The following is a 24,975-nucleotide window of genomic DNA, read 5'->3' as shown; positions in this document are numbered from 1 at the left end:
CGCCGTCCTTCGGTCGGCTCCCGCCAGGCCCGATGCCGGCGCGTCGGACGAGGCCATCGCTCCGCTCGGCTCCCGGGTGACTCCTTCCCGGTCGTTGAGCGAGGAGCGCAGCGACGAGACGAAACGCGGTCACCCCCTTCTCGGTCGTGGAGCGAGGAGCGCAGCGACGAGACGAAACGCGCTGACCCGGTCCGCGGTGTGGGTGCGGTCCGCTGCGCGATGGCCTCATCCGTCGCGCGGTCCCCCGCCGTCCTTCGGTCGGCTCCCGCCAGGCCCGATGCCAGCGCGTCGGACGAGGCCATCGCTCCGCTCGGCTCCCGGGTGACTCCTTCTTCCGGTCGTTGAGCGAGGAGCGCAGCGACGAGTCGAAACGTGGCGACCCGACCCTGCTTCGTTTCGTCTCGCTTCGCTCGCTCAACGACCGACACCTCTTCCGGTCGTTGAGCGAGGAGCGCAGCGACGAGACGAAACGCGGTGACCGAACCTCGCCGACGGCGCGGTACGGGATCCGTGACGGTGTCGGGCGGGACCGGCATGATGGGTCCATGGCCACGCACGCATCGCGCTGGAGCGCTCCCGCCGCCGAGATCCTCCGAGTGGAGCCGGGTGTCCGACTCGCCGACATCGATCCCGACGCCCATCCGGGCTTCGACGGGGACAAGGCGGCCGGCGCGGCGGAACTGGAGCTGCGCCGTGAGCGCCTCGGCGAGCTGCAGGAGCGGCTCTTCGCCGAGAGCGTCGCGGGCGAGGCCCACGACGCCGTGCTGCTCGTGCTCCAGGCGATGGACTCGGCGGGCAAGGGCGGCATCGTCCGTCACGTCGTCGGCGGCGTGGATCCGCAGGGCGTCGAGCTGGCCGCGTTCAAGGCGCCGACGGCGGAGGAGCGGGCCCACGACTTCCTGTGGCGCATCGAGAAGCGCCTGCCGCGCCACGGGTACATCGGCGTGTTCGACCGCTCGCACTACGAGGACGTGTTGATCGGCCGGGTTCGTCGCCTGGCGGACGCCGCCGAGATCGAACGGCGGTACGGGGCGATCCGGGACTTCGAGGAGCGCGTCGCGGCGACCGGCACCCGCATCGTGAAGGTGATGCTGCACATCGGGGCCGACGAGCAGAAACAGCGCCTCATGGAGCGGCTGGACCGTCCCGACAAGCACTGGAAGTTCAACCCCGGCGACGTGGACGAGCGCATGCTCTGGGACGACTACATGGCCGCGTACGAGACGGTCTTCGCGCGCACCTCGTCGGACGCCGCCCCTTGGCACGTGGTCCCGGCCAACCGCAAGTGGTATGCACGGCTGGCCGTCCAGGAGCTGCTCATCTCCGCGCTCGAGGACATCGACCCGCAGTGGCCCGTGGCGGACTTCGACGTCGCCGCGGAACGCGCTCGCCTCGCCGCGACGTGACCGGGGATCCGGCGATGGACGAGCCCTCGACGGGGCCGGGCGTCGTGGTGCGTCCCGCCGAACGCGACGACGTGGACGCGCTCGTCACGCTCCGCGCCGAGATGTTCCTGGCGATCGGCGCCGCGGGTGCGGAGGATCCGGGGTGGCGTCGGGCGGCGCGGGACTGGTTCCTCGTGTACGTCGACGATCCCGCGGTGTGCATCGCGGTGGTCGAGGAAGAGGGCGCCGTCGTCTCCGTCGCGATCGGCGTGCGGGAGGACGGCATCCCGTCCCCGGGCGGCGACGGCTCCCGCGTCCATCTCTCGAACGTCTCGACTCTTCCCCACGCGCGACATCGCGGACATGCCCGTCGAGCCGTCGCGTCGGTCCTGGAGTGGGCGGACGGCCAGGCGGTCGCGCGCACGGAGCTGTTCGCGACCGAGGAGGGGCGTCCGCTCTACGCGTCGTTCGGGTTCCGGGTGCATCCCTTCCCGTCGATGCGGCGTCCCCGGCCCTGAGGCCCGGCGGACGGCGCCGCGTCAGGCCAGCGCGTCCACGATCGGGCGGAACTTCACGCGGGTCTCCAGCAGTTCGGTCTCCGGATCGCTGCCGGCGACGATCCCGGCGCCGGCGTAGGCGGTGATCGGGATGGTTCCGGGGTGCGCGTCGCTCTCGTCGATCTGCGCGCAGCGCAGCGCGATCGCCCATTCGCCGTCGCCGTCGCCGTCGATCCATCCGATGGGCCCGGCGTAGCGTCCCCGGTCGAACGGCTCGAGGCGGCGGATCGCGTCCATCGCGAGGTCGGTGGGCGTCCCCGCCACGGCGGCGGTCGGGTGCAGCGCCCCGACGAGGTCGAGCGCGGATCCGCCGTCGGACAGCTCGCCCTCCACGTCGGTCGCGAGGTGGAACAGGTTGGGCAGCTTGAGCATGAACGGCTGGTCGCTCGCGGCGAGCGCCCGGGTGTGCGGACGCAGCGACGCGAGCACGCTCTGCACGGCGTACGCGTGCTCGTCGAGATCCTTGGTGCTGGAGGCGAGGTGGGCGGACGCGGCGGTATCGGCGTCCGCGTCGGCTCCGCGGCCGATCGTCCCCGCCAGCACGCGTGCGGTCACGGTGCGCTCGTGCACCGTGACGAGCGTCTCCGGGCTCGCCCCGATCATGCCGTCGACGGCATACGTCCAGGTGTCGGGGTACCCGGTCGCGAGGGCGCGGACGAGGCGGCGCACGTCCGAACCCGCGGGGATCGTGCCGATCAGGTCCCGGGCGAGGACGGCCTTCTGGTAGCGGCCGTCCACGATCTCCGACACCGCTCGGCGGACGGAATCCTGGTAGCCCTGCGGTCCTTGCGCGCCCGGGCCGAGGGTCGCGGACCAGTGCGGTCCGTACTCCTGCGGGGAGGGGGCGTCCGCGGCACCGTCGGCGTCGGGCGCGTCGGCGTCGGTGATGCGCGTGAGCCAGGTGCGTCCGGCATGGCGGCCGATGACCGCCTCCGGGACCAGGATCACGCTGTCGCGCGCGGAGCGCCCGTCGAACACGAGCGCGCCGAACCCGACCAGGCCGGTGCCGGGGATGCGTAGCGGATCGTCGACCCGGGCGCCCTCGGACAGCGTGCGCCACTGCGCCGCGAGCTCCGCGGCGCGTTCGCCGGCGGTCCCGGCCGACACGCGGAGGACGCGCGCGACACCCGCGCCGACGGCGACGATCCCGTCTCCGCGTCGCAGCCAGGCGGTCGGCGTCGTCGGGTCCGCGTACGCCAGAAGATCCTCGATGGGATCGATCTCCCGGGTCGTCACGACCAGACCACTGCTCACCCGTCCAGCCTATTCCGCGGGCGTCGCCCTCGCGGTCGCCGGGCTCGTTGCCGCGCCGCTGCGTCCGGCGGACGACGGGCCGGTCGTAGAGTGGCGAGGTGACCGCTCCCCGCCCCGCCGCCGGCAGCCCGATGATCTTCCAATGGCGCAAGTGGGACGCCTCGCCGCACTGGCGGCACGAGTGCGTGTACCTCGGCGCGGACGAGTGGGGCGACTGGATCGGGCAACCGGTCGGCTGGCGCAGCGCGCGGCCGGGGCGGGACTTCACGGCGCGCGGCCCGAACGTGACGCTGGTGCCGCGTCCCGCACCGGGGGAGAACGGCGCGGATCATGCGGTGACCGTGAACCGCGACCACCCCGAGGGGATGCGCATCTACATCGACCTCGGCTGGGACGTCCGCTGGGGCGGGGCCGACGGCATCGCGGATCCGCTGTTGGCGACGGGGATCGACATGGATCTCGACGTCGTACGCATGGAGGGGCCCCGCGGCACGTGGGTGGACGATCGCGATGAATGGGACGCGCACCGGGTGCGCTACGGATATCCGGCGGAGGTCGTCGCCCGCCTGGAGGCCCGTGCCCTGGATCTGGAGTCGAGGGTGCGCGCGAAGACGCCCCCGTTCGACGACGCGGTGCCCGACGCCTGGCTGGACCGGCTCGTCGCCCTCGGTCTCGACCGCCGCTGACGCTCCAGGTCGTCTCCCCGGTCCCGATCCCTGTATCCCGGTCCCGATCCGCACACCTTGTCCCGATCTGCACACCTTGTCCCGATCCGCACACCTTGTCCCGATCTGCACACCTTGTGACGGGACGGATGTGCAGATCGTGCCCGGGTGCGCGGATCGGGCACCGCGGCTGCACCTCGGGACAGGGACCGGACCGGCAGCAGGTGCGGATCGGGAGCGCGGGGCTCGGTCGGATCGCGGACACCTGGCAGGGTGGAAGCATGCGCCCCACCTACGGAATCCGCGTCGGTCTCGCGGTCGCCGCCGCGACGGCGGCGCTCCTCCTCTCCGGATGCATCGGCTCCGAAGCGCCTTCGGAGCCGCCCGCGTCGTCCGCGGCCACGGCGTCGCCGACCCCGGACACGGCCCGCTTCGCGCTCGCGGAGTTGCAGACCATCCGCGTCCCGGAGCTCTGCGGCCACCCGGCGGGCGTGCTCGTCGACGGCCGGCTGCCGGGGATCCCCGAGGCACAGGGTCGGGTGATGCTCGCGCCCGGGCTCGCCGAGGACGTCGCCGCCGGTGCCGAGGAGAGCGAGGGAGCGGTGATCGGCGAGGACGCGGCGGGCGAGCCGTTCCTCGCCGCGACGCTGTACTGCGATCAGGGAGGGGTGTCCTGGCCGAACGTGGTCGTCGTCTGGGATGCGGACCGTGCTCCCGTCGCCACGTTCCACGCGGAGGAGCTGACGGGCGGCGACCGCGAGCAGATCTGGTCGCTCACCCCCGCCGATGCGGGGTTCCACGCGCGGTGGACCGCACCGGCGGCGGAGGACGCGGCCTGCTGCCACCAGCTGTCGGCGGAGGCCGACGTCGCGGTGGATGTCGCCGCCGGGACCACCGCCCCCGGCGAGCCGGTCGTGCACCGCGGCGAGGAGCAGGTCCGCGCCGTGGCGGAGGCCGCGCTCGCGGGAGAGCCGGTCCCGGACGGGATCCAGATCGCCGCCGGCCTGGTCGACGGTCTCGTCGGCATCCGCGACAAGGGGTGGACCTACGATCTCGATGGCATCGCGTGCCAGGACTCGTCCGATATGCAGCGGAGCCTGGTCTGCGGGATCCCGGTCGCGAAGGACGGTGAGGAGCTCGCCTTCGTGGTGTACCCCGCTCGGGGAGCCGGGTGGAACGTGTACGACATCCCCTCGTTCGAGCTCGAGCTGTACTGACCCAGGCAAGCCCCCTCTCGCCCCGATCTGCACACCTTGTCCCGATCTGCACGGGCTGTGACGGAATGGGTGTGCGGATCGTGATCGGGTGTGCAGATCGGACCCGGATCCGAGAGCGCCGACGGGCCGGCCGGGCGTCAGGGCAGGTGACGGAGCCTAGGATCGAGGGATGACCCCGGACGAGGCCAATCGCGCCGATCTGCACAAGGATCCCGCCCGCGTGAGCGGGATGTTCGACCAGGTCGCGGCCGGTTACGACCGCACCAACGTGGTGATGACGTTCGGCAACGACGCGCTGTGGCGCGCGGCGACGACGCGGGCGGTCGCACCGAAGCGCGGCGAGCGCATTCTGGATCTGGGCGCAGGGACCGCCTCGTCCTCCGCCTCGCTGGCAGGCAGCGGCGCCGAGGTGGTGGCGGCCGACTTCTCGCCCGGCATGCTGGCCGAAGCGCGTCGGCGGCACGGACACCGCTCGAACCTCCGCTTCGTGCAGGCGGATGCGACGGCTCTGCCGTTCGAGGACGACGAGTTCGACGCAGTCACGATGTCGTACGCGCTGCGCAACGTGCAGGATCCCAAGAAGGCGATCGCCGAGCTGTTCCGGGTCACCAAGCCCGGGGGGCGCATGGTCATCAACGAGTTCTCGACGCCGCCGAACCCCCTCTTCCGCGGCCTCTACCGCTTCTACAACTCCCAGGTGCTGCCGCGGGTCGCGCGGGTGGCCGGGACCAACGCGGACGCCTACGACTACCTGAACGAGTCGATCGCGGACTGGCCCGATCAGCGCACCTTGGCATCGTGGATCCGCGAGGCGGGCTGGACGGGCGTCGAGTACCGCAACCTGTCGTTCGGCATCGTCGCGCTCCACCGCGCCCGCAAGCCCGCGTAATCCGCCGCCCCCGCATCGAGTGGTCAGTTTCTGTGGGTTCGCGGGCCGTGAACCCACAGAAAGTGACCACTCGAAGATCGGCAGGCGGGCGGACGCGGCGCATCCGGCGCGCGGGTAGGCTGGACGGGTGACTTCGAGCCCTACCGCCTCGGGTTCGCGCCTCGCGAGCCGTCTGGGGTTCAGCGACCGCGTGTTCGTCGGCCCCGCCGCGCGCCGCCTCGCCCGGGAGATCGAGGCCGGACTCGACCTCGTCGAGACAGGGCTCGCGGAGGACCTACGCGTCGCCGACCCCATCGCGGATGCCACGAGCCGCTACCTGTACGAGGCGGGCGGCAAGCGGGTGCGTCCCGTGCTCACCCTGCTCACCGCCCAGCTGGGGGACGGGAACGTCCCGGCGGTCGTGGACATCGCCAAGGCGCTGGAGATGACGCACCTCGGATCCCTCTACCACGACGACGTCATGGACGGAGCGGATCGCCGTCGCGGCGTCCCGGCCGCCCACGCGGTGTGGGGCAACAGCATCGCCATCCTCACCGGCGACCTCCTCTTCTCCCGCGCCAGCCAGCTCATGTCGAACTACGGCGACCGGGCGATCCGGCTGCAGGCGGACACCTTCGAGCGCCTCGTCCTCGGGCAGATGCACGAGACCGTCGGGCCGCAGCCGGAGGACGACCCCATCGCGTTCTACCTCCAGGTGCTCGCCGACAAGACCGGTTCCCTCATCGCCGCGGCCACGCAGGCGGGCGCCATCTTCTCCGGCGCGCCGGCCGAGTACGAGGAGCCGCTGCGCGTCTACGGCGAGAAGGTCGGCGTCGCGTTCCAGCTCCTGGACGACGTGATCGACCTCTCCTCGAAGCCCGAGGACACCGGCAAGGTGCCGGGGACCGATCTGCGCGCCGGAGTCCCGACGATGCCGTCGCTGCTGCTGACGACCGAGGACGACGAGGCCTCGGCCGCGCTCGCCGCCGAGATCGACGCCGGCGTGGCACGGATCGCGGAGGGCGAGGACGCGGCGATCCTGGACGAGCCTCTCGCGCGCCTACGTGACCACGCCGTCACCGCCAAGACGCTGGAGCTGGCGCGCACGTGGACGCGCGACGCCATCGCCGCGCTCGACCCGCTGCCGAAGGGGCCGGTGCGCGACGCGCTCACCCGCTTCGCGCAGTCGCTGGCCGACCGCAGCAGCTGACGAAAGGAACCCATGACCAAGCTCAGGCTTGCCATCGTCGGTGCCGGACCCGCGGGCATCTACGCGGCCGACATCCTGCTCAAGGCGGAGCGTCGCTTCGACGTCTCGATCGACCTGTTCGAGCAGCTGCCCGCCCCGTACGGCCTGGTCCGCTACGGCGTGGCGCCCGACCACCCGCGCATCAAGGGGATCATCACGGCGCTGCGCGACGTGCTGGACCGGGGCGACATCCGGCTGTTCGGCAACGTGCGCTTCGGCGAGGACATCACTCTCGAAGACCTCAAGCGGCACTACAACGCGGTGATCTTCGCCACCGGTGCCGTGCGCGACACGTCCCTGGACATCCCCGGCATCGACGCGGTCGGCTCCTACGGCGCCGCGGACTACGTGAGCTGGTTCGACGGGCATCCGGACGTGCCGCGCGAGTGGCCGCTGGACGCCGCCTCGGTCGCCGTGATCGGCAACGGTAACGTCGCGCTGGACGTGTCCCGCATGCTCGCCAAGCACGCCGAGGACCTCCTCGTGACCGAGGTGCCGGACAACGTCTACCAGGGGCTGAAGGCGAGTGCCGTCACCGACGTCCACGTCTTCGGCCGCCGCGGCCCCGCGCAGGTGAAGTTCACACCGCTGGAGCTGCGGGAGCTGGGCGAGCTGCGCGACGTCGACATGGTCGTGTACGACGAGGACTTCGACTACGACGAGGCCTCGCGCGATGCGATCGCCAGCAACAAGCAGGTCATGGTGATCGACCGGGTGCTGCAGTCGTGGCGCAAGCGCGACTCCGTGAACAACGCCGGGGGCACGGCGTCCCGGCGCCTGCACCTGCACTTCTGGGCGCGACCGGTCGAGGTCCGCACCGACGACGAGGGGCGCGTGCGTGCGTTCGTGTACGAGCGCACGCGTCCGGACGGCCAGGGCGGCGCGGTAGGGACGGGCGAGTTCCGCGAGGTGCCGGTGCAGGCCCTGTACCGCGCGATCGGGTACTTCGGCTCGCCGCTTCCCGGCGTTCCCTTCGACAAGAAGCACGGCGTCATCCCGAACCGCGAGGGCCAGGTCCTCGCGAAGGACTCGAACGAGCGGGTGCCGGGCATCTACGCCACCGGCTGGATCAAGCGGGGACCGGTCGGGCTGATCGGGCACACGAAGTCGGACGCGATGGAGACCGTGCGGCACCTCATCAACGACCAGGGGTCGTGGTGGCAGCCGGAGGACCCGTCGGAGGAGGCCATCCCGGCGCTGCTCGCCGAGCGCGGCGTCCGCTGGACGGACCTCGATGGCTGGCACCGGCTCGACGAGCACGAGATCGGGCTGGGCGCGCCGCAGGAGCGGGCCCGTGTCAAGGTCGTCCCGCGCGACGAGATGGTCCGCGTCTCCCGCGGCGAGTGACCCGCCTCCCGGGCTGCGCGCGTATCCGCGCCTGATTCTGCACCTGATTCTGCGCGCGCGGGATCAGGTGAACGCGCCGGATCAGGCGAGCAGGCCCGCCGTACGCCTGATCCGGCGTGAACGCCTGAGCTCGCGTTCTGCGCAGGAGAACCAGGCATCGCATCCTGCGCCTGATTCTGCGCGCGCCGGATCAGGCGAACGCGCCGGATCAGGCGAGCAGGCCCGCCGTACGCCTGATGCGGCGTGAACGCCTGATGCTCGGGTGGGCCCGTGCGGGACCGGGCGGGCGAGACGAGGACGGCGCGGCTAGGGCTTCGCGACGACCTCGACGGTGAAGGCGACGGACTCGCCGGAAGCCGCGTTCTCCAGCGTCACCGCGGTCGTGCCGACGCGCAGCGCCTCGAGCCCGGGGTTGAACTGGGCGGACCCGTCGTCCTTGCCGGGGATGAAGGAGACGACCGTCGGATCGGCGATCTCGGCGGACCACTCCGTGAACGCGGTGTCGTCGCCGGTGAGGTCGATGGAGTTGCCCTCGGCGACCTCCACGGTCGTCCCGTCGATCTCCCCGAGGTCCACGATCACCGGGGGCAGGGTCTGGCCGCTGGGCGAGCCGCAGGCCGCGAGCCCGAGCAGGGCCGCGGAGGCCACGACGGCCACGGCGGCGCGGGCGAGGAGCGGGCGGATCGACATGGGCGGCCTCCGGGGTCGGGGGATGCGGTCGTCCCCAGCGTAGGGCGGGGACGCGCCGCGAGGCTAGCATGGAGAGGATGAGCACCAGGGGCGTACGCACCGCACGCGGGACCACCGCGGCGTCGGTCGCGACCTTCGTGGCGCTGCTCTCGCACGTCGCCGGCGGCGGAGCGATGCCCGGATGGATCGGGATCGTGCTGCCGTGGGTGTTCTCCGTGCTCGTGTGCGTGCCGCTGGCGGGCAAGCGCCTGTCGGTCGTCCGCCTCGGGATCGCGGTGTCCCTGAGCCAGGCGCTGTTCCATGTGCTGTTCGTGCTGGGCACCGGCTCTGCGACGGCTCTGGTCGGCACGGGCCACCACGGCACCGTGCTGCTCGCCGGCGGGGGAGCGGGCGCCGACCCGGTCGCCTCCGCGCTCGTCGGGGACGCGCCGATGTGGGCCGCCCACGTCGCCGCCGCCGCTCTGACGATCCTCGCCCTGCATCGCGGGGAGCGGATCCTCAAGCGGCTCGGGGGGATCGCGGCGGATGCCGCCGCCTGGTTCTCCCGCAGCATCCGCGTCCTGACAGCGGTCCGGGGCATCGAGACCCCGCGCGAGCAGCGGGTGGCGATGTCCGCGGCGCCGCCGGCCCGGCGTCCGATCCTCTTGACCGCGGTCGTCCGTCGCGGTCCTCCTGTCGCGTTCGTGTGAATCGCCGCCCGCATCCGCGGGCCGATCGGCGCGCCTCGGGCGGCTGCCGATCCTCTGCGCGAGTCCGTCGGACGACGCCTCGTGCCGCACACATCCGCGATCGCCGGCCTTCCGGCGCGCATCCGGACCCTCGGGTCCTGCAGGAGAGATCATGAACGTCATCCATCCGTCCCCTTCCGCCCGCGCGGCGCGGCCCGCCCGACGCCGGTCCGCGGTGCGCACCGCGCTGGTCGGCGTCGCCGTCGCCCTGGCCGCCGTGCTCGGCACCGCCCTGCCGGCCGCCGCCCATGACGAGCTCGTCGACTCCACCCCGGCGCTCACCGACGACGGCTCCCCGGCCGTTCTCGAGACCGCGCCGGCGGAGATCGTGCTCACCTACTCGGCCGACGTCCTCCAGGGCACCGCCGTGGTCGCCGTGATCGACGAGAACGGCGACGATCATGTCGCGGGACCGGCGACCATCGTGGGCAACATCGTCACCGCGCCCGTCGCGGACGACCTCGCGGCGGGATCCTACGAGGCGCGCTGGGCGGTGACCTCGTCGGACGGGCACCCGATCTCCGGGATCATCCCGTTCTCCGTCGCGAACGGAGCGGCGGTCTCGCCGGAGCCCAGCGCCAGCGCCGCGCCCTCCGACCAGGCGACGCCGTCCGCGACGGCGGCCCCGAAGGACACCGCGACCCCGAAGGACACCGCGCCTCCGGCGTCGGGCAGCGATGCCGGCGAGGCCGGGCCGCTGCTGGGCATCGTCATCGGTGTCGTCGTGGTGGGCGCGATCATCGTGATCCTGGTCACCGTCCTGATGCGGCGCCGTTCGGCTCCGGGCAAGGGATCCTCCTCCGACACGGACGCCTGAGCGGCGACCGACCCTCACCGTCGCCCCGGCACCGTGCCGGGAGCGACCGATCGACCGTGGACGCCGTGCGTCCGGTCGCAGACTCGGCGCGCCCACGCCCGGTCTCCTCGACGACCTCGAAAGAAGACATCATGACCCGTTCCCTGTTCTCCGCCTCCTCGATCGCTCCGGTCTCGCGTCGTCGCGCCGGACGCCTGGCCGTCCTCGCCGCGGCGGCCACGCTCGCCCTCGCGGGCTGCGCGCCGGCTGCCGCGCCGGAGACCCCGGCCGCCTCCTCCGCCGCGACCGCGAGCGCCGAGGACGTCTCCGTCGTCGACGCCTGGGTGAAGGCCGCCGACGAGGGCATGTCCGCGGCCTTCGGCGAAATCCGCAACGCCGGCACCGCGGACGCGACCCTGGTCTCGGTCACCACGCCGGTGTCGTCCATGGTCGAGCTGCACGAGACCGCCGCCGACGCGTCCGGCCAGATGGTCATGCGCGAGAAGGAGGGCGGCTTCACGATCCCCGCGGGCGGAACGCACCTGCTCGAGCCCGGCGGCGACCACATCATGCTCATGGAGCTGTCGGCTCCGCTGCGCCCGGGCGAGGAGGTGGAGCTGGAGCTGACGTTCGACGACGGCTCCTCGCTCACGGTCTCGGCCCCGGTGAAGGACTACGCCGGCGCGAACGAGAGCTACGAGGGCGGCGAGCACGGCGGCCACGGCGGGAACAGCGCGCGATGAGCTCGCGGCCCGCGGAGGACGCGGGCCGCGCCCGGTCGACCCGGCGGCAGTTCCTCCTCGGAGGGGCTGCCGCCGGCGTCGGCGCGGTCGCGGCGCTCGGCGTCGAACGCCTCGTCGTCCCCCATCCCGGACCGGTCGAGCCGGAGTCGGCACCGGTGCACGGCGGAGACACCGTCCCCTTCCACGGCGAGCATCAGGCCGGGATCGCCACCCCGGCGCAGGCGCACGCGGTGTTCCTCGGTCTGGATCTGCGGGAGAGCGTCGACCGGGAGGGGCTGCGCGGTCTCATGCGCACGCTCAGCGACGACGCGGCCCGGCTCACGGCCGGCCGCGGCGCGCTGGCGGACACCGAGCCCGAACTGGCGGCGTCCCCGGCCCGGCTGACGATCACGTTCGGCTTCGGTCCCGGCTTCGTCGCCCGGGCCGGGGGAGAGGCCCCGTCGTGGCTTCGCCCGCTGCCCGCGTTCGGCGTGGACCGGCTCCGCCCCGAGCTCGGAGACGGAGACCTGCTCCTGCAGATCGCCGCGGACGATCCGCTCACCGTGGCGCACGCGGCGCGGATGCTCCTCAAGGACGCCCGCCGCTTCGCACGGGTCCGGTGGCGGCAGCAGGGGTTCCGCCGGGCGCACGGCACGGAAGCCCCCGGCACGACCATGCGCAACCTCTTCGGGCAGGTCGACGGCACGTCCAACCCCCGGCCGGGCACCGCGGACTTCGAGTGCGTGGTGTGGATCCGGGACGGCTGGCTGGCCGGCGGCACCGGCGCGGTGATCCGCCGGATCCGTCTCGACCTGGAGGGATGGGACCGGATCGACCGGGCCGGCCGCGAGCAGTCCGTGGGCCGGCGCCTGTCGGACGGCGTGCCGCTGACCGGGAATCGCGAGCATGACGAACCGGACTTCGAGGCGCTGACTCCGGTGGGGTTCCCGGTCATCCCGGCGTTCTCCCACGTCCGGCGGGCGCGCAGCGACGACCCGCGGGAGCGGATCTTCCGGCGCGCCTACAACGACGACGCGAACCCCGAGGGGGAGGAGGTGTCGGAGTCGGCGCTGGTGTTCGTCTCGTTCCAGGCGGACGTGGACGCGCAGTTCGTGCCGTTGCAGCGCCGTCTGGACGAGCTGGACCTGCTCAACACGTGGACGACGCCGATCGGATCCGCGGTGTTCGCGATCCCGCCGGGCTGCGCCGAGGGCGGCTGGATCGGGGAGACGCTGCTGTCGTGAGCGACGCCCCGGTCGTCGTGCGGGCCGGGGCGTTTCGTCTCGCTGCGCTCGCTCAACGACCGGGGGCTTCGGCCGTTGAGCGAGGAGCGCAGCGACGAGTCGAAGCGTGGTGACCCGGTTTCGCGGGGGAGGGTGGGCGTTTCGTCTCGCTGCGCTCGCTCAACGACCGGGGGTTTCGGTCGTCGAGCGAGGAGCGCAGCGACGAGTCGAAACGTGGTGACCTGGTGTCGCCGGGTGGGCGTTTCGTCTCGCTGCGCTCGCTCGACGACCGGGGCGGTCGCCGGCGGTAGCCTGGCCGGGTGACGCAGTGGGTGACCGACGTCCTCGGGGACGAGTTCCAGCAGCGCACGCTGCCGCTCGGCGAGGACGAGGAGGGCCCCGTCGTGGCGACGCTCGTGCGCGCGCTCCCCGAGCACAGCATCCGGCAGCGGCTCTTCGGCGACCGCCGCCCCCTTGCGGACACGGACGTGCTGTACGTCCACGGCTGGTCCGACTACTTCTTCCAGAAGCGGCTTGCCCGGTTCTGGACCGCGCGCGGCGCGCGCTTCTTCGCGCTGGACCTGCGCAAGTATGGCCGCAGCCTCCGCGACGGCCAGACCCCCGGCTACATCGCCGACCTCTCCGCCTACGACGCCGACATCGCCGCCGCCCTCGCCGCGCGGGACGAGGAGGAGCCCGCGCACCCGCGACGACTCGTGCTCCTGGGACATTCCACCGGCGGCTTGATCCTCAGCCTCTGGGCCGCGCGGAACCCCGGACGAGCGGACGGCGTGATCCTGAACAGTCCCTGGCTGGAGTTCCAGCTTCCGCGGTTCACGCGCGAGACGATCGCGCCGCTCGTGGGCTGGCAGGCGCGCTACCGCCCGTTCGAGCGGGCGCCGCAGGTGGATCTCGGCTTCTACACCCGGGCGCAGCACGAGGTCGCGGACCCCGCGGACCCGGTCGACGTGAATCTGCAGTGGCGCCCGGAGCAGACCATGGCCGTGCACGCCGGATGGCTCAACGCGATCCTCGCCGGGCACGCGACGATCGCGGCCGGGATCGACATCCCGGTCCCGGTGTGCGTGCTGCTGTCGAAGCGCTCGGCCGTGCCCACGGCGTGGTCGGACGAGCTGACCCGCGCCGACAGCGTGCTCGGCGTGGACGACGTGGCCCGCGCCGCGCTCAAGCTGGGGCCGTCCGTGACGATCGAGCGGATCGACGGTGCGCTCCACGACGTCTTCCTCTCGCGTCACGAGGCGCGGGAGGAGGCCTATGCGCGGCTCGACCGCTGGTCGCGCGGCTGGGCGGTCGCCTCGCGGACCGGATGACGCGATCGGGCTCCGTCAGTCCACGAGGTGGACGGTGCGGGCCTGCCGCTCCGCCCCGTCCGCGTCCCCGATGCGGATGGCTTCCGCGTAGCGCCGGTAGCCGTCCGCGACCTGTGCACGCCCGTCGTCGCCCAGGGACCACCCGCGCAGGTTGCGCGTCAGGACCATCCCGGTCTCCGACAGGAGCATCGTGTGCAGCGGGTTGCCGCAGTGGTCGGCGAGATACCCGAACAGCGCCCAGCGCGCCGCGACGACGTCCGACCGCTCGACGAGCGCGTCGGCGACGCTCTCGGCGAGGGCCGCAGCCGACGCGCGCTGCGCATCGCTCATCCGGAGCACGGCCATCCGCGTCAGCACGCCGGCCTGGTACCCGGCGAACTCGAGCGACTGCGCCACGGTCTGGTCGTCCACCTCGGTGACCCGGGTGAAGCGGCTCGGCCGCATCTCCACGAGCCCGAGCCGTTCCAGCCGCTGCAGCGCCTCACGCACCGGCATGCGCGACACGCTGTACTGCGCGGCGAGATCCGCGTCGCGGATCCTCTGGCCGGGCTCCAGGGTGCCGTCGATGATGGTCTCTCCGATGCGTTGGAACAGCTCCTCCGCGAGCAGCTGCTTCTCCACCCCGACGGAGATCGGCGTCATCGCGGTCTTCGGTTCTGCGATTTCCATGGATACTGAACCCCCAGACGCACGTGTCCCCACGATCACGTGCTCAGGCGCACAATCACATCACGGATATCCCGCAGATCCAAACGATCGTCTATCCGGTCGGCGCGTCGGCGGCTCCGGATGCACCCGTCGGCGCGCCGTCCCGCTCCGGGTGCATCCCGGCCTACCTCGTCGCGTCCCCGCCTCATCCCGTCTCAGCCGGGTCACCCGCCGTCGAAACCCTCTCTCCACGCCGAGACCCCCTCCTACGAGCGCACGTGGGAGGGGGTCTCGGCGACGAAAGGGGGTCTCGGCGTGAGGGTGAGAGTGCGACACGTGCGGAACGTCCGACGGGGCAGGGGCCTGACGGAGGAGGGGTGCGACGGGGGCCGATCCATCCGTCCGCCGTGTTCCCCACCACGGCGACGATCTGATCGTCGGCGGAGGGGGTCGGCCCCGTCGCACGGTGTCACACGGGAGGGCGTGACCTTCCCAGTCTTGGCGATCCGGCCCTGTATATCAGTATCGAAGCTTGGCGCTCGCCGTCGTCCGGTCGGCGTCGCCGGTCACCGGTAGTTGATGAACTGCAGGTCGATGTCGAGGTCGGCGCCCTTGAGCAGTGCGATCACGGCCTGGAGGTCGTCGCGGCTCTTGGACTGCACGCGCAGCTCGTCACCCTGGATCTGCGACTTGACGGACTTCGGGCCCTCGTCGCGGATGATCTTGCCGATCTTCTTCGCGTTCTCCGAGGAGATGCCGTCCTTGAGCGACGAGACGATGCGGTACTCCTTGCCGCTGGCGACGGGGTCGCCGGAGTCGAGGCTCTTCAGCGAGATGCCGCGCTTGATGAGCTTCGACTGGAACACGTCGAGCACGGCCTTGGCGCGCTCCTCGGCGTTCGCAGTGATGACGATCTGCTCGCCGCTCCAGGCGATCGAGGCGCCCGTGTTCTTGAAGTCGTAGCGCTGCTCGATCTCTTTACGGGCCTGGTTCAGCGCGTTGTCGGCCTCCTGGTGATCCACCTTGGAAACGATGTCGAACGAAGAGTCAGCCATGCCGTCAGTGTATCGAGCCGCTCCGATCGGGTCACCCGGGCGCCCGGACGCCGGGTGCGGTCGTCGCCGGGCCGGCGACGCCATCGCCGAGCATCTGGAAACGCTTTCACGTCATTCTCGGCGTCGTCTCCGTTGCAATCCGGGCGGTGCGAGGTCATACTGTAAACGCTTGCAATCAGGCGATGGGGCCGACCGAACCGGTCCGGGCTCCTCACACACAGCAGAGAGGCACACCGATGAAGGTGAACACCAAGAGCGCTCTGGGGCTCGGCGCCCTCCTCGTGGCCGGAGCCGTCGCCCTGACCGGCTGCGGCGGGAACGCGGAGTCCGGTTCCGGCGGGGACGACGGATCCGACGGCGCCGGCGCCGCAGGAACGCTCACGATCTGGGTCGACGCGAACCGCGCCACGGCGCTCAAGGACGTCGCCGCGGCTTTCGAGGAGGACAAGGGCGTCGCCGTCAAGCTCGTCACCAAGGACTTCAGCAAGATCCAGGAGGAGTTCGCCGCGCAGGTCCCGACCGGGAAGGGGCCGGACATCACTGTCGGCGCCCACGACTGGCTCGGCGGCTTCGTCCAGAACGGCCTGGTCGCCCCCGTGGACCTCGGCGACAAGGCCGCGGAGTTCCAGCCCGTCGCCGTGTCCGCGTTCACGGACGACGGCAAGGTCTACGGCCTGCCGTACGCGATCGAGAACATCGCGCTGATGCGCAACGCGGACCTGGTGCCCGAGGCGCCCACGAGCTTCGACGACATGATCGCCAAGGGCACCGCGGCGGGCGTGCAGTACCCGTTCGTGGTCGGCCTCGACCCGGCCAACGCCGACCCGTACCACCTGTACCCGTTCCAGACCTCGTTCGGGAACTCCGTGTTCGCGCAGAACGCGGACGGCAGCTACGACGGCTCGAAGCTGACGGTCGGCGACGAGACCGGCGTCGCCTTCGCGACCTGGCTCGGCGAGCAGGGCAAGGCCGGCACGATCAACCTGAACCTCACCCAGGACCTGTCGAAGGAGGCCTTCAACTCCGGCAAGTCCCCGTTCATCCTCACCGGTCCCTGGAACGTCGCCGACGCGCAGGCCAAGGGCATCAACATCGCCGTGGACCCGATCCCCTCCGCGGGCGGACAGCCCGCCCGCCCCTTCGTCGGCGTCCAGGGCTTCTACGTCAACGCGAAGTCCGAGAACACGCTGATCGCCAACGAGTTCCTCACGAACTACCTGGCCACCGAGGACGTGCAGACCGCCCTGTTCGAGGCCGGTGACCGCGCCCCCGCGCTGACCAGCGCGTTCGAGAAGGCCTCGGCCGACCCGATCGTCGCGGGCTTCGGCGCCGTCGGCAAGGACGGCGTCCCGATGCCGTCGATCCCCGAGATGGGCGCCGTCTGGGAGTTCTGGGGCGTGACCGAGGCCGCCGTCATCAAGGGCGAGGACCCCGCGGCGACCTGGGCCAAGATGACCGCCGACATCCAGGCGAAGCTCGGCTGACCGGCGCGGGGGGGGGGGGGGGGGGGGGGGGGGGGGGGCGGGGGCCCCCCCCCCCCCCCCCCCCCCCCCCCCCCCCCCTCGACGGGAGGAGGAGGACGGGCGGGGGCTGCCGGTGCTCGTGTGGATCCACGGCGGCGGCTACTTCGCCGGCTCCCCGGCGAGCCCCTGGTACGACGGGCGGGCGTTCAACCGCGACGGCGTCGTCACGGTGACGATCTCCTATCGGCTCGGCTTCGACGGCTTCGGGTGGATCGAGGACGCCCCGTCCAACCGCGGCGTGCGGGACTGGCTCCTCGCCCTCGAATGGGTGCAGGAGAACATCGCGGCGTTCGGCGGCGATCCGGCTCGGGTCACCATCGCCGGCCAGTCCGCCGGTGGGGGCGCGGTGCTCACCCTGCTCGGGATGGAGTGCGCGCAGCATCTGTTCGCCGGCGCGTACGCGATCTCCGGGGCGCTCGCGGACGTGAGCGCCGAGCGGTCCGAGACGTTCGGGCGGGCGCTCGCCGCGCAGGCGGGCGTCGCGCCGACGCGGGCCGGATGGTCGTCGTTGAGCGAGGAGCGGATCCTCGCCCTGCAGAAGGCCGCGACCGAGCTCGGCCCCGACGCCCTGGGCACGATCGTGGAGGAGGGGCTTCCGCTGGGCCCGACCGTCGACGGAGACCTGCTCCTCCGGCCCACCCCGGAATCCTTGCGCGCCGGCATCGGCGCCGACAAGCCCCTCGTCCTCGGCGCCACGGACGACGAGTTCACGATGGCGATGGCCGACGCCCCGGCCGCCCTGCGGTGGATCCCGAAGAGCGTGCTGCTCGGACGTCTCGGCGTCCCGAAGGCCGCGCAGAAGGCCTACCTCGCGGCCAATGCCGACGTGGCGGCGAAGGGGGCCGCGCGGCTGGCCGGGCGGGTGCTGACCGACCGGATGTTCCGGACGGCGGTCGTGCGGACCGCCGCCGACCGCGGCTCCGCGCCCACCTGGGTCTACCGGTTCTCCTGGCCGTCGGGGCACTTCGGATTCGCGGAGCACTGCCTCGACGTGCCGTTCTTCTTCGACGCCCTGGACGGCCCGGCGATGGAGCCGCTCGCCGGCCCGAACCCGCCGCAGGAGCTCGCGGACGAGGTTCACGCCGCCGCCGTGGCGTTCCTCGTCGCCGAGGATCCCGGGTGGCCGCGCCACGACCCCGGGCAGCGGATCGCGCGCGTGTTCGACACGCCCTCGCGGGACGAGCCGGACGCCTACGCCTCGGTGCGGCCGCTGCTGGGCTGATCCCGCGCGTTCTGGGCGTGCGTGTCCTGCGCGTGGGGGCCGGGGGCGCCGCCCGCGGACGACGCGCCGTCGACGGATCCGCCCGACGGATCCAGGAGCGTGAAGAACGCGTCCACGAGCGCGGCCATGTCCGTGTCCGGCTCGACGAGCCACTGCATCTGGGCGCCGTCGGACACGGCCTGGAGGAGGCGCGCGAGGACCTCCGGGTCGAGATGGGTCGGCGCCCGCCCGGCGGCCTGGGCCCGGGCGACCGTGTCCGCCCAGGAGGCGCGCACGGCTCGTCCGCGCTCGGCGAAGAATGCGCGGGAAGGATGGGCGGGATCGGCGGCGTCGGCGGAGAGCCGCGTGAACAGCTCCACGAGCCCGGGCACCTGCGCGTTGTGGCGCACGAGGTCGAGGTAGGCGGCGCGCAGCTCGTCGAGCTCGCCCCGCAGCGCGCCGACGCGCTCGGCGGCGTCGAGCGCGTCCCGGGCCCGGAGGATCTCGACGAAGAGGTCGTCCTTGCTGTCGAAGTAGTGCAGGAGTCCCGCCTGGCTCAGCCCGACCTCGTCGGCGAGCTCCTTCACCGAGGCGCCGTGGTACCCCTCGCGCGCGACCACGGCGAGGGCGGCGCGCAGGATCTCCTCCCGCTTCGCGATCCCCTTCGCGTACGCACCTCGCCGAGCCATCCCCCGAGACTATCGGCCGGGGCGCGCCACCGGAATGAAAACCGAGCGATGCTTGCTTTTTGGGGTGCGGACTGGTTGGGTGGAGCCACCCGTTCACGAAGGAGTCGACATGTCCGAAGCCACCCGCGATCGTCTCGGCGAGCTCACCACCGAGGAGAAGGCCTCGCTGACCAGCGGCGCCGACTTCTGGACCCTGAAGCCCATCGAGCGGATCGGCGTCCCGTCGATCATGGTCACCGACGGCCCGCACGGGCTGCGCAAGCAGGCCGCGGACAACGACCACCTGGGGCTCAACGACAGCGTGCCCGCCACCTGCTTCCCGCCCGCGGTCGGCCTCGGCTCCAGCTTCGACCCCGAGCTGGCCGAGCGCGTCGGCGTCGCCCTCGGAGTCGAGTCCGCGATCGAGGACGTCGCCGTCATCCTCGGCCCCGGGATCAACATCAAGCGCTCGCCGCTGTGCGGGCGCAACTTCGAGTACGTGTCCGAGGACCCGCTGGTCGCCGGGGTCATCGGCGCAGGGCTGGTCACAGGCATCCAATCGCAGGGGGTCGGCTCCTCGCTCAAGCACTTCGCGGCGAACAACCAGGAGAACGACCGGATGCGCTCGTCGAGCGACGTGGATCCGCGCCCCCTCCGCGAGATCTACCTGCGCGGCTTCGAGCGCGTCGTCAAGGACGCCCAGCCGTGGACGGTGATGTGCTCGTACAACCGGATCAACGGCGTCTACGCCTCCGAGGACCCGTGGCTGCTGACCGAGGTGCTGCGGGACGAGTGGGGGTTCGAGGGCCTGGTCGTCTCCGACTGGGGCGCGGTGAACGACCGCGTGGCCGCGCTCGCGGCGGGCCTGGACCTGGAGATGCCGTTCAGCGACGGCACCACCGACCGCCAGGTGGCCGCGGCCGTCGAGGCCGGCGACATCGACGCCGCCGTGCTCGACACCGCGGCGGGCCGGATCCTCGACCTCGTGGACAAGGCGCTGGCGCGCCCCGCCGTGGCCGGGCCCCTCGACGTCGACGCCCACCACGCGCTGGCGCGTGAGGTGGCGGGACGCTCCATCGTGCTCCTGAAGAACGACGCCGTCGACGGCGCGCCGCTCCTCCCGCTCGCCCCCGAGGCCTCGATCGCCCTCATCGGGGAGTTCGCGCGCACACCGCGATACCAGGGCGGCGGGTCCTCGCACATCAACCCGACCCGCATCGACACGGCGCTCGACGCGCTCACCGAGGCGGCCGGCGACCGGGTCGCCTTCGCTCCCGGGTTCGCCTTCGACCCGCGCACCGACGCCGCCGAGCAGGACCGGCTCCGCGAGGAGGCCGTCGCCCTCGCCGGATCCCGCGACGTCGCCGTCGTGTTCCTCGGCCTCACGGATCCCGAGGAGTCCGAGGGGTTCGACCGCGAGCACATCGACCTCGCCCCGCACCAGCTCGCCCTCCTGGATGCGGTGGTCGCCGCGAACCCGCGCACCGTCGTCGTGCTGTCCAACGGCTCGGTGGTCGCCCTGCCCTTCGCCGACCGCGTCCCCGCGATCGTCGAGGCCTGGCTCCTCGGCCAGGCCGGCGGCTCCGCCACCGCCGACGTGCTGCTCGGCGACGTCAACCCGTCAGGCCGGCTCGCCGAGACGATCCCGCACCGCCTGGAGGACACCCCGGCCTTCGGGAGCTTCCCGGGATCCTTCGGTCATGTCCGCTACGGCGAGGGGATCTTCGTGGGCTACCGCTGGTACGACGCGCGCCGGATGGACGTGGCCTTCCCCTTCGGCCACGGGCTGTCGTACACGACCTTCTCGTACGGCGATGCGGCGGCCCGCGTCGACGCGTCCGGAGACGTGGTCGTGACCGTCCCCGTGACGAACACGGGCGCCCGCGACGGCCGCGAGGTCGTGCAGGTGTACGCGGCTCCGGAGTCGTCGGTCGTCGAGCGGGCGCCCCGCGAGCTCAAGGCGTTCGCTTCGGTCGCCGTGGCGGCGGGAGAGACGCGCGAGGTCGAGCTCCGCATCCGGCGCGAGGACCTGGCGTACTGGGACGTGCGCGTGGACCGCTTCGTCGTGGAAGGCGGGACGTACCGGATCGACGTGGCCGCGTCCAGCCGTGACATCCGCTCCACGGTCGCCGTCGAGATCGACGGCGACGAGGTGCGTCTGCCGCTCACCGGGGAGTCGTCGCTCGCGGAGGTGCTCGCGCATCCGGTCGTCGGGCCGATCGTGCAGGAGCGGCTCGCCGCGCTGCGGGAGAGCGCCGGCGGGGCCATGGACGCCGATGTCATGGGCGACGACACGATCGAGAAGATGATGCAGTCCTTCCCGATCGGGCGTCTGGCCGGATTCCCGGGGATGGGCGTGGACCGCGAGCAGGTCGCGCAGCTCCTCGCCCTCGGGAACGCCCCGCAGCAGTAGCCGCGTTTCGTCCCGCGGGGCGGACCCGCGTTGTTTCGCGTTTCGTCTCGCTGCGCTCGCTCAACGACCGGTGCCTCTCTCGGTCGTTGAGCGAGGAGCGCAGCGACGAGTCGAAACGCGGTGCTCCCCAGGTCAGCGCGTTTCGTCTCGCTGCGCTCGCTCAACGACCGGTAGTGCCTCTCTCGGTCGTTGAGCGAGGAGCGCAGCGACGAGTCGAAACGCGGTGACCGGCGTCGTCAGCGGGTGTAGCCGTCGGCGACGGAAAGGGCGTCGTCGATCGCGGCGAGCCCGCGGACCAGCTCCTCCTCGGAGATCACCAGCGGCGGCGCGATGTGGGTGCGGTGGAAGTGCACGAACGGCCAGACCCCGCCCTTCTTCGCCGCGGCGGCGAACGCGCCCATCGGCGCAGCATCCGCGCCGGAGGCGTTGAACGGCACGAGCGGCTCCCGGGTCTCGCGATCCCGGACCAGTTCCACAGCCCAGAACAGTCCCCGCCCCCGGACCTCGCCCACGCTCGGGTGACGCTCCGCCCACGAGCGCAGGGTCGGCTCCACGACCCGGCTGCCCAGGTCCCGCACGCGCTCGAGGATGCCGTCGCGCTCGAACACCTCGAACGTGGCGACACCGGGGGCGCAGGCGAGAGGGTGCCCGGAGTAGGTCAGCCCGCCGGGGAACGGCGTGCGCGCGAAGTGTTCCGCGATGCGCTCGGAGATGACGACGCCGCCGAGCGGCACATACCCCGAGTTCACGCCCTTGGCGAAGGTGATGAGGTCGGGCTTCGCGCCGAAGGCGTCGATGCCGAACCACTCGCCGAGGCGTCCGAATCCGACCATCACCTCGTCGGCGATGTAGACGATGCCGTGCCGGTCGCACAGCTCGCGCACGCCGTCGAGGTACCCCGGCGGCGGGATCAGCACGCCGTTCGTGCCCACCACGGTCTCGATGATGATCGCGGCGATCGTGCCCGGCCCTTCGAGCAGGATCGTCTGCTCGAGGTGGTCCAGCGCGCGCTGCGACTCCTCCTCCACGGTCGTCGAGTGGAAGGCGGAGCGGTACAGGTAGGGCCCGAAGAAGCGCACGGTGCCGTTGTCGCCGCCGTCATTGGCCCAGCGTCGCGGGTCGCCGGTGAGCGAGATCGCGGTGGCCGTCGAGCCGTGGTAGCTGCGGTACATCGACAGCACCTTGCGGCGGCCGGTGACCTGGCGCGCCATGCGCACCGCGTACTCGTTCGCCTCGGCACCGCCGTTGGTGAAGAACACCTTCTCCATGCCCTCCGGTGCGACGCCGGCGATGAGGCGGGCGAGCTCGCCCCGCACGTCGTTCGCCATCGAGGGCTGGATGGTCGCCAGGCGCCCGGCCTGCCGCTGCACCGCGGCGACGAGGTCCGGGTGCTGATGGCCGAGGTTGAGGTTCACCAGCTGGCTGGAGAAGTCGAGGTAGGCGTTGCCCTCGTAGTCCCAGAACGTCGCGCCGTCACCCGCCGCGACGGGGAGCGGATCGATGAGCGCCTGCGCGCTCCACGAGTGGAAGACGTGCGCACGGTCGTCGGCGCGCACCTGTGCGTCGGCGGCGGCGTCCGGCAGGGGGTGCGAGGCGCCGTGGCGGTCGGAGTAGTCGGTCATCGTCCGGATCCTCAGTGGTTGCTCGGGAAGCCGAGGTCGACCTGTGCGGGGGTGTGGTCGGGCCAGCGCGTGGTGACGACCTTCGAGCGGGTGTAGAAGTGGATCGACTCCGGACCGTAGATGTGCGAATCGCCGAACAGGGAGCTCTTCCAGCCGCCGAACGAGAACGCGCCGGTCGGGACCGGGATCGGCACGTTGACGCCGACCATGCCGACCTCGATGTCGAACTCGAACTGGCGGGCGGTGCCGCCGTCACGCGTGAAGATCGCGGTGCCGTTGCCGAACGGGTGGTCGTTGATGAGCTCCACCGCCTCGGCATAGGTCTCCACGCGGACGACCGAGAGCACCGGGCCGAAGATCTCGTCCTCGTACAGCGTCATCCCGGGCGTGACGTTGTCGATCAGGCTGATGCCGGTGAAGAAGCCGTTCTCCGGGAGGGGCCGCCCCGCGGCGATGCGCCGGCCGTCCGCCTGCGCCGTGCCGTCGATGAGCACCGTCGCGCCTTCGGCCTCGGCGCCGGTCACGTAGGACTCCACGCGGTCGCGGTGCTCGCGGGTGATGAGCGGACCCATCTCGCTCGCCGGATCCGTGCCGTCGCCGATGCGCAGATCGCGCACCTTGTCGGTGATCGCGGCGATGAGCGGCTCGGCCACGTCGCCGACCGCGACCAGGACCGAGACGGCCATGCAGCGCTCGCCGGCGGAGCCGTAGGCGGCCGAGACGGCGGCGGCAGCGGCGGCGTCGATGTCCGCGTCCGGCATGACGACCATGTGGTTCTTCGCCCCGCCGAGCGCCTGGACGCGCTTGCCGCTGGCGGAGGCGCGCTCGTAGATCGATCGGGCGATCGGGGTCGAGCCCACGAAGCTGACCGCCTTGACGACGGGGGAGTCGAGGAGGGCGTCGACGGCGACCTTGTCGCCGTTCACGACGTTCAGGACGCCGTCGGGAAGCCCGGCCTCCTGGAAGGCCTGGGCCAGCCAGATCGCGGCGGAGGGGTCCTTCTCGCTCGGCTTGAGCACCACGGTGTTCCCGCAGGCGATGGCCGAGGCGACCATCCACAGCGGCACCATCACCGGGAAGTTGAACGGCGTGATCGCCGCGACGACGCCGACCGGCTGCTTGACGGAGTGCACGTCCACCCCGCGCGCGACCTGCTCGGCGCGCTCGCCCTTGAGCAGGTGCACGAGCCCGGCCGCGAACTCGACGTTCTCGATCCCGCGGGAGACCTCGCCGGCGGCGTCCGAGAGCACCTTGCCGTGCTCGCTCGTGACGATCGCCGCGAGCTCCGGCGTGCGCTCCGCCAGGATCTGCCGGAGCCGGAAGAAGACATCGGCGCGCTTGATGAGGCTGGTGGCGCGCCAGCCCGGGAGCGCGGCGGCGGCCGCGGCGATCGCCTGATCGACCTCTGCGGAGGACGCGAACGCGACCTCCCGATGCGCTTCGCCGGTCGCCGGGTTGTAGACCGGGCCGGTGCGCGCCGTCTCGCCGGCCGGCGTCTCGGGGCCGGTCAGGGCGCCGTCGATGAAGTGGCGGATCAGGGTCACGGGTTCTCCTCGAAGAAGGGTCTCGGGGCTATCGCCGGACGATCTGCCCGGCTGCGTTCGTGCGCTTGTGTGCCCATGCTGACAGGGACCAGGATGGGGGAGTGCCCGCAGATCGTCCTGACTTCGACGACATTCGGACAGAACGTCCGGAGGTCGGTCCCGTCCTGCCGCGTGCCGTGGGCGCCCCCGTCGGGGCGCGGGCTGTCGGGGTGCCCGTCGGGGCGTGGGCTGTCGGGGCGCCCGTCGGTCCTTGTTCCGTTCGGCATCCG

General features: G+C 72.2%; 21 protein-coding genes and 1 pseudogene. 15 read left to right on the top strand and 7 right to left on the bottom strand.

What is annotated here, in order from left to right; translation table 11 throughout:
- The first annotated feature begins 545 nt into the window (after positions 1-545).
- Both V6R91_RS35090 and V6R91_RS35085 read left to right on the top strand, forming a co-directional pair.
- The gene (locus tag V6R91_RS35090; RefSeq protein ID WP_336399173.1) at positions 546-1,406 is read left to right on the top strand and encodes a polyphosphate kinase 2 family protein; all 861 of its coding nucleotides are present in this window, start codon (positions 546-548) and stop codon (positions 1,404-1,406) included.
- Positions 1,407-1,420: 14 nt separating this feature from the next.
- The gene (locus V6R91_RS35085) at positions 1,421-1,903 is read left to right on the top strand and encodes a GNAT family N-acetyltransferase (protein ID WP_336399172.1); all 483 of its coding nucleotides are present in this window, start codon (positions 1,421-1,423) and stop codon (positions 1,901-1,903) included.
- Positions 1,904-1,924: 21 nt separating this feature from the next.
- Here the strand turns inward: V6R91_RS35085 and V6R91_RS35080 are convergent, their stop codons facing one another.
- On the bottom strand, positions 1,925-3,196 hold the full coding sequence (locus tag V6R91_RS35080; protein ID WP_336399171.1) for an isochorismate synthase: 1,272 nt from the start codon (positions 3,194-3,196) through the stop codon (positions 1,925-1,927).
- A 98-nt stretch (positions 3,197-3,294) separates the two neighbouring features.
- On the opposite strand from V6R91_RS35080, the gene V6R91_RS35075 reads away from it, so the two are divergent.
- From V6R91_RS35075 to V6R91_RS35055, 5 genes are all read left to right on the top strand, one after another.
- Entirely contained in the window at positions 3,295-3,882 is a 588-nt protein-coding gene (locus tag V6R91_RS35075) for a hypothetical protein (RefSeq protein ID WP_336399170.1), read from the top strand.
- Positions 3,883-4,142: 260 nt separating this feature from the next.
- Positions 4,143-5,078: a hypothetical protein gene (locus V6R91_RS35070; RefSeq protein ID WP_336399169.1), complete on the top strand. Its 936-nt coding sequence runs from the start codon at positions 4,143-4,145 to the stop codon at positions 5,076-5,078.
- A gap of 169 nt (positions 5,079-5,247) precedes the next feature.
- On the top strand, positions 5,248-5,967 hold the full coding sequence (locus tag V6R91_RS35065) for a class I SAM-dependent methyltransferase (RefSeq protein ID WP_271061862.1): 720 nt from the start codon (positions 5,248-5,250) through the stop codon (positions 5,965-5,967).
- A gap of 127 nt (positions 5,968-6,094) precedes the next feature.
- Positions 6,095-7,156, top strand: a complete 1,062-nt coding sequence (locus tag V6R91_RS35060) for a polyprenyl synthetase family protein (RefSeq protein ID WP_336399168.1) — start codon at positions 6,095-6,097, stop codon at positions 7,154-7,156.
- A gap of 12 nt (positions 7,157-7,168) precedes the next feature.
- Positions 7,169-8,542, top strand: coding sequence for an FAD-dependent oxidoreductase (locus tag V6R91_RS35055; RefSeq protein WP_336399167.1), 1,374 nt, complete (start codon positions 7,169-7,171; stop codon positions 8,540-8,542).
- 306 nt (positions 8,543-8,848) lie between these two features.
- Here the strand turns inward: V6R91_RS35055 and V6R91_RS35050 are convergent, their stop codons facing one another.
- Complete coding sequence (locus V6R91_RS35050; RefSeq protein ID WP_271061860.1) at positions 8,849-9,232, bottom strand: hypothetical protein; 384 nt, start codon at positions 9,230-9,232, stop codon at positions 8,849-8,851.
- Positions 9,233-9,309: 77 nt separating this feature from the next.
- Here V6R91_RS35050 and V6R91_RS35045 point away from each other — a divergent pair, with 77 nt between their 5' ends.
- The 5 genes from V6R91_RS35045 (at position 9,310) to V6R91_RS35025 (ending at position 14,032) form a co-directional block, all read left to right on the top strand.
- Positions 9,310-9,921 (top strand): hypothetical protein, encoded by a 612-nt coding sequence (locus tag V6R91_RS35045; RefSeq protein WP_336399166.1) that lies wholly within the window; start codon positions 9,310-9,312, stop codon positions 9,919-9,921.
- A gap of 151 nt (positions 9,922-10,072) precedes the next feature.
- Positions 10,073-10,777 carry a copper resistance CopC family protein gene (locus V6R91_RS35040; RefSeq protein WP_336399165.1) on the top strand — a complete coding sequence of 235 codons (705 nt, stop codon included), beginning with the start codon at positions 10,073-10,075 and terminating at the stop codon, positions 10,775-10,777.
- A 131-nt stretch (positions 10,778-10,908) separates the two neighbouring features.
- On the top strand, positions 10,909-11,499 hold the full coding sequence (locus tag V6R91_RS35035) for a copper chaperone PCu(A)C (RefSeq protein WP_336399164.1): 591 nt from the start codon (positions 10,909-10,911) through the stop codon (positions 11,497-11,499).
- On the top strand, positions 11,496-12,722 hold the full coding sequence (locus V6R91_RS35030) for a Dyp-type peroxidase (RefSeq protein ID WP_336399163.1): 1,227 nt from the start codon (positions 11,496-11,498) through the stop codon (positions 12,720-12,722). The genes V6R91_RS35035 and V6R91_RS35030 overlap by 4 nt, the downstream gene beginning before the upstream one ends.
- Before the next feature lie 299 nt (positions 12,723-13,021).
- Complete coding sequence (locus V6R91_RS35025) at positions 13,022-14,032, top strand: alpha/beta hydrolase (RefSeq protein WP_336399162.1); 1,011 nt, start codon at positions 13,022-13,024, stop codon at positions 14,030-14,032.
- A 15-nt stretch (positions 14,033-14,047) separates the two neighbouring features.
- Here V6R91_RS35025 and V6R91_RS35020 read toward each other — a convergent pair whose 3' ends face one another.
- Together V6R91_RS35020 and V6R91_RS35015 are read right to left on the bottom strand one after the other, a co-directional pair.
- Positions 14,048-14,701, bottom strand: a complete 654-nt coding sequence (locus V6R91_RS35020) for a GntR family transcriptional regulator (RefSeq protein ID WP_336399161.1) — start codon at positions 14,699-14,701, stop codon at positions 14,048-14,050.
- Between the two features lie 545 nt (positions 14,702-15,246).
- Complete coding sequence (locus V6R91_RS35015) at positions 15,247-15,735, bottom strand: YajQ family cyclic di-GMP-binding protein (protein WP_067249291.1); 489 nt, start codon at positions 15,733-15,735, stop codon at positions 15,247-15,249.
- A gap of 236 nt (positions 15,736-15,971) precedes the next feature.
- On the opposite strand from V6R91_RS35015, the gene V6R91_RS35010 reads away from it, so the two are divergent.
- Both V6R91_RS35010 and V6R91_RS35005 read left to right on the top strand, forming a co-directional pair.
- A complete protein-coding gene (locus V6R91_RS35010; RefSeq protein WP_271061854.1) occupies positions 15,972-17,219 on the top strand; it encodes a sugar ABC transporter substrate-binding protein in 1,248 nt (415 codons plus the stop codon).
- An 88-nt stretch (positions 17,220-17,307) separates the two neighbouring features.
- Positions 17,308-18,480, top strand: a pseudogene (locus tag V6R91_RS35005) (carboxylesterase family protein); the annotation flags it as partial.
- Here V6R91_RS35005 and V6R91_RS35000 read toward each other — a convergent pair.
- Positions 18,450-19,148 (bottom strand): TetR/AcrR family transcriptional regulator, encoded by a 699-nt coding sequence (locus V6R91_RS35000; RefSeq protein WP_336399160.1) that lies wholly within the window; start codon positions 19,146-19,148, stop codon positions 18,450-18,452. The pseudogene V6R91_RS35005 and the gene V6R91_RS35000 overlap by 31 nt on opposite strands.
- Positions 19,149-19,257: 109 nt before the next feature.
- Here V6R91_RS35000 and V6R91_RS34995 point away from each other — a divergent pair, with 109 nt between their 5' ends.
- Positions 19,258-21,540 (top strand): glycoside hydrolase family 3 C-terminal domain-containing protein, encoded by a 2,283-nt coding sequence (locus V6R91_RS34995; RefSeq protein WP_336399159.1) that lies wholly within the window; start codon positions 19,258-19,260, stop codon positions 21,538-21,540.
- A 236-nt stretch (positions 21,541-21,776) separates the two neighbouring features.
- Here V6R91_RS34995 and V6R91_RS34990 read toward each other — a convergent pair whose 3' ends face one another.
- Both V6R91_RS34990 and V6R91_RS34985 read right to left on the bottom strand, forming a co-directional pair.
- Positions 21,777-23,162: an aspartate aminotransferase family protein gene (locus V6R91_RS34990; RefSeq protein ID WP_336399158.1), complete on the bottom strand. Its 1,386-nt coding sequence runs from the start codon at positions 23,160-23,162 to the stop codon at positions 21,777-21,779.
- Between the two features lie 11 nt (positions 23,163-23,173).
- A complete protein-coding gene (locus tag V6R91_RS34985) occupies positions 23,174-24,706 on the bottom strand; it encodes a CoA-acylating methylmalonate-semialdehyde dehydrogenase (protein ID WP_442928217.1) in 1,533 nt (510 codons plus the stop codon).
- Between the last annotated feature and the right edge of the window lie 269 nt (positions 24,707-24,975).

This window comes from Microbacterium sp. CCNWLW41 (assembly GCF_037083505.1).
The sequence above is the reverse complement of the archived record's forward strand: the minus strand, read 5'-3'. Positions and strand labels throughout refer to the sequence as shown.